We start from the raw sequence: 14,040 nt of genomic DNA, 5'->3' as shown, positions 1-14,040 counted from the left end.
GGGGCCCTGTGGACAGACCGCGCTTAACCGGTTCACATCCAGCGGCGATGTTTGAGGTAGAGGTACAGCCCGCCTGCCGAGAGCACGATCAACACCGTGCTGACCACGAACCCGGACCACTGCTCGTACCCGGGGTAGGGCAGGTTCTGACCGAAGTAGCCGGTCAGGGCGGTGGGGATGGCGATGATCGCGGCCCAGGCGGCGAGTTTGCGGGTGACCACGTTCAGCTCGTTGCTCTGCTCGGCCAGGTCGTCGTCGAGCAGTTCGGTGATCCGGATCCGGGAGTGCTCGATCAGGTCCAGGGCGAGCCGGGCGTGGTCCTCGACGTCCCGGTAGTAGGGCCGGAGTTGTTCACTGTCGACCAGGGAGCGGGCCACCTCGGGCATCGGGGCCACCGCCCGGCGCAGAGCGGCCAGGTGCCTGCGCAGGGTGAAGCCGTGTCGCCGGACGTCGCGGGGCGCCGGGCCGTCGCCGAGCATCCGGTCCTCGACGGAGTCCATCGCCTCGTCGATCCGCTGGGCGATCCGGTACTGAGTGTCGACCACCAGGTCGAGCAGCGCGTAGACCAGGAAGTCGACGCCGCCGGGCGGCCGCTCGCCATCGGCCCACCGGTCCAGCACCGGCTGCATGTCGAACGGTTCCCGGTGCACGGTGATCAGCGCCTGCGGGGTGATGAACGCGCTGATCCCGGTCTTGCGCGGCTGCTCGTCGAACTCGACGGCGTACACGTTGAGGAACAGGTGGTTCTCGTAGTGGTCCAGCTTGGGTCGCTCATGCTCCTGCAGGGCGTCCTCGATCGCGAGCGGGTGCAGGTCGAACCGGGTGGCGAGGGTGCGCAACTCCTCGTCGGACGGATCGTCGAGGTCGTACCAGAGCACCCCGCTCGGCTCGTCGACGTAACGGCGAGTGGTCACGGCTCAGGATAAGCCGTGACCACGATCGATCAGTTGACGACCGCGCGAGCCGGCAGCGCCTGTTCTTCTTCGCGCTCGGTCGCGGCAGCCTGACGGCGCAGCATCCAGAGGCTGACCGGCACCCCGGCCGCCACCAGCACCGCGGCCACCACCAGGGCGAACTGGTAGCCGGCCAGGAAGTCACCGCCGGCCGCCTCGGTGCGGTTGCTCAGGATGGCGCCGAGCACCGTGACGCCGAGCAGGCCGAACACCTCTCGGGAGACGTTGAGCATGCCGGAGGCGATACCCGCCCGCTGCGGCGGCAGCGCGTCGACGACCACGGTGTTGAGCGGGATCAGCAGGCCGCCGCCGACGCCGTAGAGCAGGAACCACGGAAGCAGGTCGCCGTAGGTGGTCCCCGCGCCGTAACCGGCGATACCGGCGATCGCCGCGGCCATCACGGCAAGACCGAAAGCGGTCACCCGGGCGACGCCGAACCGGATCTCCAGACGGGGTGCGAGGACGGCGCCGACAGCGGTGATGAGGGCCATCGGGATGAACGCCGCACCCGCCTCGGTCGGCGTGAACCCGAGAACGTTCTGCAGGTAGATAGCCATGTAGAAGTAGATGCCGAAGACGCCGAAGGCCCACAGGCCCATCGCCAGGAGACCGCCGGAGAACATCCGGGACCTGAAGAACTTCAGGTCCATCATGGCGTCGACGTTGCGGTTCTGGAGCAGCACGAACACCACGGCCGACACGGCGGCGACCGCGAACGATCCCAGGATGAGCGGCGACGTCCAGCCTTCCGCGTCCCCTTCGATGAGGGCGTACGTGAGAGCGAACAGCCCGATCGAGGAGGAGGCGAGCCCGGCCGGGTCGAGGCGGCGCAGCGACCAGCCGTCCCGGATCGGCCGGCGGGGCACGCTGACCAGGGTCAGGGCGAGGGTGGCGACACCGATCGGCAGGTTGATCAGGAAGATCCAGCCCCACGAGACGTGCTCGCTGAGCACCCCGCCGGTGAACGGTCCGACGGCGAGGGCGAGCGCGCCCACCCCGCCCCAGATGCCGATGGCGGTGGCCCGCTCCTTCGGGTCCGGAAAGAGTTCCTGGAGCAGGGCCAGTGAGGCCGGGGCGAGCAGCGCCGCGCCGATGCCCTGGACCGCGCGGGCGCCGATCAGCAGCCCCTGGGTGTCGGCGAGCCCGGCCGCGACCGACGCGCCCGTGAAGATCACCAGTCCGGCGACGAACGCGAGGCGGGTGCCGAGGACGTCTGCGACGCGGCCTCCGGCGAGCAGCAGCCCGGCGAAGACCAGGATGTACGCGCTGGTGATCCACTCGAGCCCGGCGATGCTGAGGCCCAGGTCCCGCTGGATCGACGGCAGCGCCACGTTGACGACGTTGTTGTCGAGGTAGGTCATGAAGGTGCCGAGCGCTACCGCGACCAGCGCCCACCACCGGCGATTCTTCTCCATCAGATCCCCCTGTACGACGTACTTGTACGGTGTACATGTACCTCGTACATGAGACCCGTACGTCGTATAGTTGTCAAGTGACCGGTGATCGACTGACCAAGGCCGCCGTGGCCGACCGCGCGCTCCGCCTCGCCGACGAGGAGGGGCTGGACGCGGTTACGGTCCGTCGCCTCGCCAAGGAGCTGGGCGTCACCCCGATGGCGCTCTACTGGCACTTCAAGAACAAGGAAGAGCTGCTCCTCGGCATGGTCGATCACCTGCTCACGGATGTGCGGGCCGATGCGAACACCGACGATCCCTGGCAGAAACGCCTACGCAGGGTCGTCGAGACGGTGGTCGGGGTGATGCGCGAGCACCCGTCCCTGCCGGCCCTGCTGCACTCGGTGGACAAGACGCAGACCGAGAGCTTCAACCGGGCGACCAACGACACACTGGCGCTGCTGGCCGACGCCGGGTTCACCGTCGAGGAGGGGTACTGGGTGGCCACGTACCTCTTGAACGGTTGCATGGGCGTGGTGAGCGGCCAGCCGGGCTGCCCGCCGGGCGTCCCGGCCGATCAGGAGCCGGAGTGGCGCCGGCAGAAACGGGTGCAACTGGAGGGCATGCCCGCTCACCGGTTCCCGATGATGATCCGGCTCGCCGAGTCCTATCGCGACGAGCCCGACATGGACCGTTACTACACCTTCGCCGTCGACCTGCTGATCGCCGGCGTGGAGGCGATGGCCCCCCAGCGATAGACAGACTTCCCTGAAGGGGCGTGCCCGCACCGTGCGGCACGCCCCTTCTTGCCGTCCACCATCGGACAGATCGAGACATCTCAGTGCATCTTTTTGCAAGAGGACGGCAGAGACTTCCAGAAATTGAAAGAAGTTGCTAGCTTCCACGTCATGTGAACGCGGGATTACCGATTCGTTGAGCCCGCATCTCCCCCGTTACACCGCCCGTCCCCCGAGGTGGTTGGAGGCCCCGTGTCCCGAATACTCCGCAGAGTGCTGGCCGCGCTCTGCGCCGTACCCCTGCTTCTCATGACCGAACTGCCCGCCGCGCACGCGGCGACCACGGTGACCGTCTACTACCAGGCGCCCACGTCCTGGACGACTGTCAACATCCACTACGCGCCGACCGGCGGCTCCTGGACGACCGTGCCCGGCGTCGCGATGAGCGCCTACACCGGCTGTTCCGGCTGGTATGAGAAGGAACTCGACCTCGGTACCGCCACCGGCATGCAGGTCGTCTTCAACAACGGCTCGGGCACCTGGGACAACAACTCCGGAGCCAACTACAGCGTGGGTACGGGCACCGTCACGATCTCCGGTGGCGCGGTCAGCTCGTCCGTCCCGTGCAGCACGGCGAGCAACTCGGCCACGGTCTACTACAAGACCGCGTGGACGACGACATACCTGCACTACGCGCCGACCGGCGGCTCCTGGACCACGGTCCCCGGCGTGGTCATGAACGAGGAGGCCTGCACCGGCTGGGTCCGCAAGACGGTCAGCCTCGGCACCGCCACCACCTGGGCCGCCACCTTCAACAACGGCTCCGGAACCTGGGACAACAACTCAAGCAAGAACTACGCATTGGGTACGGGTACGAGCACCGTCAACGGCGGCGTCGTCACCGCGAACGCGGCGAACCCGTGTGAGACGGCCCCGGCCGACACCACGGCGCCGACCGCGCCGACCGCTCTGACCGCCACCGCGGCGGGCACCACGGTCACCCTCGGCTGGACCGCGTCCACCGACAACGTGGGTGTCGTCGGATACCGGATCACCCGGGGCAGCACCGTGCTGAGCAGCTCGACCACCGGGTACACCGACCGGGGCCTCAGCGCGAACACCGCCTACACGTACCAGGTGCAGGCGCTCGACGCGGCCGGCAACCTCTCCACCGCCGCCTCGAAGACCGTCACCACCGGCGCGGCCGACCCGGCTCCGGCCGGCGGCGAGATGCTCGGCGGCGACCCGCGCAAGGACAGCATCTACTTCATCCTCACCGCGCGGTTCAACGACGGCGACACCACCAACAACCGTGGTGGCAGCCAGCACACCAAATCGGGCAACGCGGCGAACGACGACCCGATGTTCCGTGGTGACTTCAAGGGCCTGGTCGACAAGCTCGACTACATCAAGGGCCTCGGCTTCTCCGCCATCTGGATCACGCCGGTCGTGCTGAACCGATCCGACTACGACTTCCACGGCTACCACGGCTACGACTTCTACGAGGTCGACCCGCGGCTGGAGTCCAACGGGGCGTCCTACCAGCAGCTGATCGACGCGGCCCACGCCAAGGGCCTCAAGATCTACCAGGACATCGTTCTCAACCACACCTCGCGGTGGGGCGCCAACGGCCTCTACACCCCGACCGTGTACGGCGCGCGGGACAACGACTGGAAGTGGTTCTACAGCGAGAAGGTCGCCGGCAAGACCTACAACCCGCTGGAGGAGCACCAGGGCAACGACTCCACGATGACCGCGGCGCAGAACGCGCTGGCCAAGGGCCGTCCCTACAACGGCGATCTGTGGAGCAGCACCGCGCCGGCCGGCAACACCTGCCCCAACTACGGGGTCGCGACCGGGGGCAAGAGCCCCGAGGGTTTCGCGCTCTACAACTGTCAGTGGCCGCAGCCGACCAACAAGATGTTCCCGTCGACGCTCTTCCACCAGTGCTGGATCGGCAACTGGGAGGGTGAGGACGCCCGGTCCTGCTGGCTGCACGAGGACCTCGCCGACCTGAACACCGAGAACGCTGTGGTCCAGGACTACCTGATCGGGGCGTACAAGAAGTACATCGACATGGGGGTGGACGGCTTCCGGATCGACACCGCCGTGCACATCCCCCGCGTCACCTGGAACCGCCGCTTCCTGCCGGCCTTCCAGGAGATCCTCACCCAGAAGTACGGCGCCACCAAGGCCAAGGACTTCTACATCTTCGGTGAGGTCGCGGCATTCGTGAATGACAAGTGGAACCGCGGCTCGGTCAACCACTCCGCCCAGTTCTTCACCTGGAAAGAGCGGTCGACCTACTCGGCCGACGACGTCACGGCGGCGATCGAACAATTCAACTACGAGAACAATCTGGGTACGGGCAACCAGCCGACCAGTACCAACGCGTTCCTGTCGGGCAACAACTACCACACGCCCGACTATTCGAAGTTCTCCGGCATGAACATCATCGACATGCGGATGCACATGAACTTCAGTGACGCCAACAACGCGTACTGGAACGGCAAGGACTCGGACGACTCGGTCAACGACGCCACCTACAACGTCGTCTACGTCGACTCGCACGACTACGGGCCGAACAAGTCGTCGACCCGCTACACCGGCGGCACCGACGCGTGGGCCGAGAACATGACGCTCATGTGGACGTTCCGCGGCATCCCGACCCTGTACTACGGGTCGGAGATCGAGTTCCAGGCCGGCAAGCAGATCGACTGCGGCCCGACCTGCCCGCTCGCCACCACCGGCCGTGCCTACTACGGCAACCAGATCGCCGGCAGCGTCACCGCCGGCGACTATGGAGTGGTCAGTTCGGCCAGTGGCCAGGTCGCCACCACGCTGTCCCAGCCGCTGGTCAAGCACCTGCAGCGGCTCAACCAGATCCGCCGGGCGGTCCCCGCCCTGCAGATGGGCCAGTACTCGACCGAGGGCGTCAGCGGCAACATGGCCTACAAGCGTCGCTACACCGCCAACGGGGTGGACAGCTTCGCGCTGATCGCGGTCTCGGCCGGCGCCACCTTCAGCGGCATCCCGAACGGCACCTACGTCGACGCGGTCACCGGCGACACCAAGACCGTCACCGGCGGCTCCCTGACCATCGACCTGAACGCCAAGGGCAACCTGCGCGTCTACGTCCTCTCGACGAGCGCCACCCCGGCGCCCGGCAAGGTCGGCACCGCCACCACCTATCTCAAGTAACCGCCCCGTTTCCCCACTCACCGCGCCGGCCGGGCCCCCAACCCGGCCGGCGCGGCCGTTTCCAGCGCCCTCGCACCACCGCAACAGGCCACCCGCATCCGCGCTTCGCTCCAGCAGCCCCCTCACGCCACCCGCATCCGCGCTTTGCTCCGGCACCCCCTCCCCACCGCAACAAGCCACCCACGTCCGTGCTTCGCTCCGGCACCCCCTCCCCACCGCAACAAGCCACCCACGTCCGCGCTTCGCTCCGGCAGCCCCCTCCCCACCGCAACAAGCCACCCACGTCCGCGCTTCGCTCCGGCAGCCCCCTCGCCACCGGAACGAAACGCCCGGTCGGAAGCCGAAACCGGCTTCCGACCGCGTTCGATCAGCTCGGGAACGGTCAGGCGCCGATCAGCTCGGCTACCGCCTCGGCGGTGGCCGGGTATGCCGTGAGCAGCCCCACCACCGCCGCGTCGCCGCCGGTCTCGGTGGTCAGGGGCGTCCAGCCGCCCTCGCAGCCGAGCATGGTCGCCACCGCGTCCGCCGCGGCCGGGTTGGCCGCCAGCAACGCCGCCGCGGCACCCGCCGGACCGGACGGCCCGCTGAGTCCGGCCGCATCGCCCGGTCCGGCCGACGGCCGGGCGCGCGGTGGGGCGTTCCACGGCGCGGTCCACGAGTCCAGAGCGGCCAGCGATCCCGGGAACGTGCGTCCGGCCTCCCGGGTCAGCACCGGCACCAGCTCGGCCGCCTGCTGTTTCAACGTGGTGATCAGATTGGGCAGCCAGGGCAGCAACACCGGGTCGGGCAGCCGCGCGAACGCCTGGGAGAGGGTCTCCACCACGAACGGCGCCAGCCTCGGCACCGGTTCGAGCGCCTGCACGAACCCGCTCACATACTGCGGGAAGGACGGCACCACCAGCGGGTTGCCGAGCAGCTCACCGACCCGGACCCGCAGGTCGGTCAAGGGAAGCACGCCGAGCTGGTGCAACGCCGCCCAGAGCAGCGCGATCTTGGCCGGGGACTCCGGGTGCGACTGCCGGACCGCGATCTCCAGCTGGGTGCGGTCACAGCCCAGCGACAGGGCCAGGCTCTCCATGCTGAACAGGAAGCCGAGCATCGCGCCGACCTGCCGCACCCCGGTCTCCTCCTCGACGAAGGCGGTCGGCAGCAGGGTGCAGTAGTGGGCGTACCCCTCGGTGACGAACCGCCCGCACCATCCGGGCAGCACCGGCGCGGTGGCCCGGTAGTGCCCGAGCAGCCGACGGATCCGGCGCAGCACGTCCGGAGCGTCGTCGACGGTCCGCTCGGCTGCCAGCAGCTCGATCGCACGCGCCCCCAGCTCGTCGGTGAGCCGCGGGCTCTCCAGGAAGAGCAGCGAGTTCTCCACCGCTTTGAGCGCGGTGGCGGCGGTCGCCTTCGGATCCCAGGCGTCACGGCGTAGGCGCTGCTCCAGCACCTGCTCGACGGTGACGCCCTCGTAGCCGAGCTCGATGACGGCCCGCTGGTTACGGCCCAGATCGAGGTCCCAACTCTCCTGGATGTGTCTTTCACCGAGCTTGCGGCTGCCCATGATCGGGCGAACCGCCTGGTCGGGCAGCAGATACCGCAACATCCAGAGCAGCTGCGAGCATCCGGCCAGCTCGGGCCGGGCGGACAGGTCGAGCAGCGCGCGCTGGATGCTGCGCTGTTCGAGGTCGAGCTCGAGTGGGGCCAACCGGTCGTAGACGTCCCGGGCCAGCGGTGGCAGCGCCTCGTAGCCGACCTGCCCGATCCGGTCACCGCCGAGCAGGATCTCGCAGAGTCGCCGCACGTCCCGGCGGCCGGGCACGGTGTCCTTCTCGATGCAGGTGACCGCGGCGTCCTGGAAGTCGTACGGCGTCGGCCGTACCCGCCCGCGCATCCCGGCCAGCAGCACCGACGTCTCGAACACCGCGATCGCGTCGGCTGTGCTGGCGAGATAGCCGTTACGACGGGCGAGCCGGACGATGTCGACGCACCAGCCGCGCAGTTCCTCCTCGTCGAGCCCGTCGAGCACCGGCGGCCCGGCCAGATAGCCGGTGAGGTGGTCGACGACCGGTCCATTCGAAGCGGCCGGCAGCGGCAGCGCCTTCTTCGTCTTCCGGGCGCCTTTCTGCCCCTCCAGCCGGAACGGGGTGAGCCGCAGTTTCAGCAGCTGTTTCTGCCAGGTGGTGGCGGCGATCGACACCGAACCGGGCGCCAGCCCGAACTGTGACTCGATCGCCGAGTGGCTGGACGGGATCAGCCCGTAGAGCCACGTCGTCCCGGTCCGCGGGGTGATCGCGAAGTCCGGGGTGCCGGGCGCCGAACCCGCCTCAGCCACCCGGCTCGCCGCGTGGAACGCCCCGCAGATGTACAGGCAGTCGGCCGGATCGGCGCCGGACCGGCCGAGGTGCTCGCGGATCCGGGTCCACATGTATCGTTCCCGGTCCTCGTCACTGGCATAGCGTTTCGTGTCGTGTGGGGCGAGCCGCCGGAACAGGCTGCCGATCAGCACCATGACCTGCCGGTACGTCTCGTGGTCGGCCCCGGCGAGCGGCTGCTCCACATACTGGTCCCACCACTCCGACCAGTGCCGCACCCGGCCGTGGTGCAGCAGGTGCTCCTCCAGCTCGGCGAATCGGGGTCGCAGGTCACCGATCTCCACCCCGACCGCGTCGCCGTGCAGATCGTCCTCCGGTTCCGGGGTGTCCGCCGGTGACGACACGTCGGGCTGCCACTGGAAGACGTGGTCGGTGGACCTGTCGACCAGGACCAGCTCGACACCCGGAGTGTCCAGGGCGTACGAGATCGCCTGGTACTCGGCGGACGACTCGGTGATCGGCGCGATCACCGAGAGCGGCGCCGACTCCTTGGGGAAGCCGTCCAGCTCGGAGGCGAAGGCCTGCAACGCCACCGGCAGTCGGCAGTTGCGCAGCTCGGTCAGCAGCGGCTGGAGGTCCTCGCAGAGCTCCAGGTAGATCACCTTCGGCTGTTTCTCCCGCAGCCGTCGGAGCATGGCCAGCGCCGAGGCCGGTGAGTGGTGGCAGACCGGGAAGATCTCCAGCGGCTCGCGCAGCGCGTGGTCGACATCGTCGACGATCCCGGCGAGAATCTCCGGCAGCGCGGCCGGCCCGTCCGCCAGGGACTCGGCCGCACCCAGCAGCTGATCTCGGAGCGGGTCGAAAGGGCTGGTCACGACAGGGTCGCGATCGCCTGACGGCCACCGGAGAGGAAGCCCTCCCACTCGCCGCTCTGCTCTCGGCTGCGCGGCTCGATCACACCGTGCCAGTACTTGTTGAGGATCGCCAGGTCCTCCGGGCTACGCCGGGCCAGCGAGCCGACCAGTGACGAGGCGAGCGTCTCCGAGGTGAGGGTCCGGGCGCCGAAGAAGTTGCTGTGCAGGATCGCGTCCTCCAGAACGCCGATCTGCTCGGCGGTGGACAGCGCCGACTCGAGCCGCTCGTCGTCGCTGCCGGCCGAGGCCGCGGCGGCCCGCAGGTCGGCGAAGCTCTGCAGCAACACGTCGAGCAGGGTGGGTGGCACCTCCAGCTCGATGTTGTGCCGGCGCAGCAACTCCTCGGTCCGGAACCGGACGATCTCCGCCTCGCTCTTCTTGTTGGTCACGACCGGGATGCGGACGAAGTTGAACCGCCGCTTGAGCGCCGAGGACAGGTCGTTGACCCCCCGGTCGCGGCTGTTGGCGGTGGCGATGATGCTGAAGCCGGGCTTGGCGAAGACGATGTTGTCGTCGTCGAGCTCGGGAATCGACACGTATTTCTCGGAGAGGATCGAGATCAACGCGTCCTGCACGTCACTGGTGGACCGGGTCAGCTCCTCGAAACGGCCGATCACGCCGGTCTCCATGGCCGTCATGATCGGCGATGGGATCATCGACGCCCGGGATTGGCCTTTCGCGATGACCATCGAGACGTTCCACGAATACTTGATGTGGTCCTCGGTGGTGCCGGCGGTGCCCTGCACGACAAGAGTGGAGTTGCGGCTGATCGCGGCGGACAGCAGCTCGGCCAGCCAGCTCTTGCCGGTGCCCGGGTCGCCGATCAGCAGCAGACCACGGTCAGAGGCGAGGGTGACGATGGCCCGCTCGACGAAGCTGCGGTCGCCGAACCACTTCTGCGCAATCTCCCGGTCCAGGCCGTCGGCGCGCTCGGAACCGAGAATGAACAGCCGGACCATCTTGGGGCTGAGCCGCCAGGAGAACGGCTTGGGGCCGTCGTCGACCGACTCCAGCCAGTCCAGCTCGTCGGCGTACTTGACCTCGGCGGGGGCGCGCAGCATGTCACTCATGGGGACGGTCTCCTAGGGTGAGAGATCAGACGAGGAAGTTCTTGAGCTCGGTCACGAGCTTCTTGATGTGGCCGGACAGGACCGGGGTGCCCTGGTCCTTGAAGCGCTGCCGGAACCACGGGTTGACGCTCTGGTGGCCGCCGCTGCTGACCGAACCGACCGGGATGAACTTGACCCCGGAACGGTGCACGGCCTGCATGCCGTCCCAGACGGCCTGCTCCTGCCACTCGTAGAAGTCGGAGATCCAGACGACCACGGTGTTGCGCGGATCGGTGATCTTGGGCCGGGCCAGGTCGAGCGCGACCGTGCCGTCGGTGCCGCCGCCGAGCTTGGTGTGCAGCAGCACCTCGAACGGGTCGTGCACCCACGGGGTCAGGTCGAGGGCCCGGGTGTCGTAGGCGACCAGGTGCACGTCGACCTTGGGCAGGCCGGCGAAGATCGAGGCGAGGATGGTGCAGTTGACCATCGCGTCGACCATCGACCCGGACTGGTCCACCACCACGATCAGGCGGGCCGGCTCGATCCGTTTCGCGGTCTGCCGGTAGTAGAGCCGGTCGACGTAGAGCCGCTCGTCCTCCGGACTCCAGTTCGGCAGGTTCTTCCAGATCGTGCGGTCCAGATCGAGGTTACGGAAGATCCGTTTCGGCGGCACGGATCTGTCGATCGTGCCGGCGCTGGCCTGGGCGACCTGGGTCCGCAAGACCTCGGCCACCTCGTCGACGAACCGGCGGATCAGCGCCTTGGCGTTGGCCAGCGCCACACCGTCCAGATTGTCCTTGTCACGCAGCAGTTGCTCGATCAGCGACATGCTCGGGGTGAGCTGCCGGGCGAGCCGGTTGTCGGCGAGCACCTCGCGCAACCGCATCCGGCTGACCAGGTCACCCTCGATCCCGGCCAGGGTGGCGCCGAGACCGGCTCCGGCACCCGTACCGGCGCCGGCGGCGGAGCCCGCACCGCCCGCCCGGCCGCGCAGGCCGCCGGGCTCGCAGCCCATCGCCCGCTCGAACCAGCCGGCGTCGGCCTGCCAGCGCTGCAGTTGCTCGGCGGTCACGTTGCCGGAGCCGGTCGCGAAGACGTTGAGCAGCAGTTTCGACACCAGGGCAGCGCGACGCACCTCGCCGTCACGATCGTCGCCGGGATCACTCATCAGCCCGTCGAACTCGGCCTCCAGCTGGGGGAACCGCTGCACCACGGTGTCGATCGAGACGGACGGGTCGAGCAACGTGGCCGGTAGGCCGAGATCACCGACGATCGCCATGCTGCCCGACTCCAGGGTGGGCTGCTCCTCCGGATCGAAAAGCCGGGCCAGCAGCCGCCAGTAGAGGACCTGACGACGGGTCTCCGCAGCGCTCATTTCCGCAACAGCCTTCCCGCGCGCTCACGCAGCACGTCGACGGCGGTGCCGGCGACCGCCTCGGCCTTGGCCGCCTTGGGCTCGGTCGGGCCGAGCGCCCAGTCGCCGGTGTGCGCGACGACGGGCTTCTTACGGACCAGCGCCTGCACGGCGAGCGGTTGCACCGCCCAGCGGCCGGCATCCCAGCGGAGCAGGCCGAGACAGGCGGTGGACGCGGCGACCAGGGCCGGAGTGATCGGGCCGGCCTCGGGCAGCCGGTCGGAGTCGACGGCGAGAGTGACCCCGCCCAGCTCGAACGACTCCGCGCCGGCGGTGTAGCCCTCCAGCAGGACCGGCTCGGCGATGGCCGCCGGATGCCTGTCGAGCGGGGCCACCGGCGAGGCGGTCGCCGCGCCGAGCCGGACCCGGGCGACCGCGAACGGGTCGGCGGGCTCGCCGGGCACCGCCCGTGACTCGTCCCAGAGCAGGTCGCCGGCCGGGGTGAGCGCCATGCCGGACACCTCGACCGTCCGCCGGCCGGCCAGGGCCTCCCGGAACACCGGGAATCCGCTGAGCATCCGCCACGCGGACGACCCGCTGATGGTGTCGACCTTGGCCGCCGCCACGCTCACCCGGACCAGCCGCACCTCGCCACCGGCCGTCTCCAACAGCCCGTGAGCCTGAGCGCGGAAGACCGTCGGGTGCTCGTGCAGGTCGACGCCGAGCAGCAGAAGCCGACCGTCAGCCGCGACGGCCGCAGCAGCCGAGACCACGCCCGTAGCAGAGACGGCCGAGGCCGCCGAACCGGCGGAGGTGGTCGAAGCGGCCGAAGCGGCCGAAGCGGAGGGGGAAACGCCGACGGCCGCAAAAGTGTCCTGGGAGAGCAGGATCGCCCGGGCCCAAAGGTCGGCCCAGCGGCGCACCGGGATCCGGTCGAACGTGGCGACCGGCGCGGCGCTGCGCAGCTCGGCGGCGAAACCGTCGAGCAGCACCGCCAGCCGCCGCCCGGACGGGTCGGCGAGCAGCGCCTGAACCGCCCGGTCGCCACCGCCGGCCAGCTCGTGGTCGACCCCACGCCACCCGGCGAGGGCCAGCTCACGCAGCCAGGACCGGCCACCGGCGAGCAGCGGCCGGGACCGACCGTCAGCGGGCAACGACCCCGACCGACCATCAACGGGCAACGACCCGGAACGACCGTCAGCGGGCAATGGATCGGAAGCGTCCTCGGTGAGCACCGGCCCGGGACGGTCATCGGCGGGCAGTGGCCCGGCGTCGGTGGACGTCGTGGGCCACGCCGGGCGGGAGCGGCCGAGGGCCGAGTCGAGGCGGCCGAGCAGGGCGTCGTGGGCGGCTCCGGTCAGGGCGGCGCGGGCTCCGGCCAGCACGGCCAGGTGCTCGTCGGTGACCGAGCCGGCGACGATCTTGCCGATCGCGTCGGTGACCCGGCCGGACAGCGGTGAGCCGGTGAAGGCGGCCGCGAACGACTCCAGGGCGGCGGCGCGCTCCTCGTCGAGCCGGGCCAGACCGTGGACCAGTGCGTCGTCGAGCCCGTCGATCAGGGTGAACGCCTCGCCGAGACCATCCGGCGGGGTGCGCAGGGCGTCGGCCAGCATCAGCGCACCACCCCGGCGGCCGGGAACCAGTGCAGCTCGGGCAGCGGCTCGACGGTGGCCGGGACCTCGAGGTAGGCAAGGTGGCGGAGGAACCCGCTGAACACCTCGGCGGCCCGGTTGGGCGCGGTCGTCGTGTGCAGCCCGGACCAGAGGTCGTCATCGCCGTCGGCGAGGGTGACCTTGAGGTAGCGGGCGACCCGGTCCACGCCATACTGCGCGACGGCCGCCTCGGCCAGGGCGCGCAGGTGATTGCAGGCCCGGGTGCCGCCGGAGAGGCCACCGCACGGGCGGTTGTTGTTGGTGTTGCAGCTCAGGCCGTGGTCTCCGGCGGTGATCGAGGAGACGTAGACACGCTCCACGTCGGACCCGCTGGACACCACGCCCTGCAACCGGCCCTCGGCCAGCTCCACGAACGGCACCTTCGCCAGCTTGCGTGGCCGCACCGGCGCGATGACCGGCGCCGCGCTGCGTCGCTCATAGGCGACACCTCCGCTTGTCACAACCAGACCTCCTCACGAACAG

Annotated in this window: 9 protein-coding genes; 2 read left to right on the top strand and 7 right to left on the bottom strand. The window is 69.4% G+C overall.

Annotation, left to right across the window (positions count from 1 at the left end; all coding sequences use genetic code 11):
- Positions 1–32: 32 nt before the first annotated feature.
- Both Q0Z83_RS52095 and Q0Z83_RS52090 read right to left on the bottom strand, forming a co-directional pair.
- Positions 33–914 carry a magnesium transporter CorA family protein gene (locus Q0Z83_RS52095; protein ID WP_317790994.1) on the bottom strand — a complete coding sequence of 294 codons (882 nt, stop codon included), beginning with the start codon at positions 912–914 and terminating at the stop codon, positions 33–35.
- A gap of 29 nt (positions 915–943) precedes the next feature.
- Positions 944–2,368, bottom strand: a complete 1,425-nt coding sequence (locus Q0Z83_RS52090) for an MFS transporter (RefSeq protein ID WP_317790993.1) — start codon at positions 2,366–2,368, stop codon at positions 944–946.
- 77 nt (positions 2,369–2,445) lie between these two features.
- Here Q0Z83_RS52090 and Q0Z83_RS52085 point away from each other — a divergent pair, with 77 nt between their 5' ends.
- Together Q0Z83_RS52085 and Q0Z83_RS52080 are read left to right on the top strand one after the other, a co-directional pair.
- Positions 2,446–3,105 (top strand): TetR/AcrR family transcriptional regulator, encoded by a 660-nt coding sequence (locus Q0Z83_RS52085; RefSeq protein WP_317790992.1) that lies wholly within the window; start codon positions 2,446–2,448, stop codon positions 3,103–3,105.
- Positions 3,106–3,336: 231 nt separating this feature from the next.
- A complete protein-coding gene (locus Q0Z83_RS52080) occupies positions 3,337–6,285 on the top strand; it encodes a carbohydrate binding domain-containing protein (RefSeq protein WP_317790991.1) in 2,949 nt (982 codons plus the stop codon).
- Between the two features lie 382 nt (positions 6,286–6,667).
- Here Q0Z83_RS52080 and Q0Z83_RS52075 read toward each other — a convergent pair whose 3' ends face one another.
- The 5 genes from Q0Z83_RS52075 to Q0Z83_RS52055 are packed head-to-tail and all read right to left on the bottom strand — an operon-like array spanning position 6,668 to position 14,018.
- Entirely contained in the window at positions 6,668–9,463 is a 2,796-nt protein-coding gene (locus Q0Z83_RS52075; protein WP_317790990.1) for a DUF5682 family protein, read from the bottom strand.
- Positions 9,460–10,572 carry an ATP-binding protein gene (locus Q0Z83_RS52070; RefSeq protein WP_317790989.1) on the bottom strand — a complete coding sequence of 371 codons (1,113 nt, stop codon included), beginning with the start codon at positions 10,570–10,572 and terminating at the stop codon, positions 9,460–9,462. Before Q0Z83_RS52070 ends, Q0Z83_RS52075 begins: the two co-directional genes overlap by 4 nt.
- A gap of 25 nt (positions 10,573–10,597) precedes the next feature.
- Positions 10,598–11,926, bottom strand: coding sequence for a vWA domain-containing protein (locus tag Q0Z83_RS52065; RefSeq protein ID WP_317790988.1), 1,329 nt, complete (start codon positions 11,924–11,926; stop codon positions 10,598–10,600).
- Positions 11,923–13,518 carry a hypothetical protein gene (locus Q0Z83_RS52060; RefSeq protein WP_317790987.1) on the bottom strand — a complete coding sequence of 532 codons (1,596 nt, stop codon included), beginning with the start codon at positions 13,516–13,518 and terminating at the stop codon, positions 11,923–11,925. The genes Q0Z83_RS52065 and Q0Z83_RS52060 overlap by 4 nt, the downstream gene beginning before the upstream one ends.
- The gene (locus Q0Z83_RS52055) at positions 13,518–14,018 is read right to left on the bottom strand and encodes a hypothetical protein (RefSeq protein ID WP_317790986.1); all 501 of its coding nucleotides are present in this window, start codon (positions 14,016–14,018) and stop codon (positions 13,518–13,520) included. Before Q0Z83_RS52055 ends, Q0Z83_RS52060 begins: the two co-directional genes overlap by 1 nt.
- Positions 14,019–14,040 lie beyond the last annotated feature (22 nt).

This window comes from Actinoplanes sichuanensis, from assembly GCF_033097365.1.
Classification (GTDB): Bacteria; Actinomycetota; Actinomycetes; order Mycobacteriales; family Micromonosporaceae; genus Actinoplanes; species Actinoplanes sichuanensis.
Note: the sequence above shows the minus strand (reverse complement) of the source record. Positions and strands in the feature narration are given on the sequence as shown.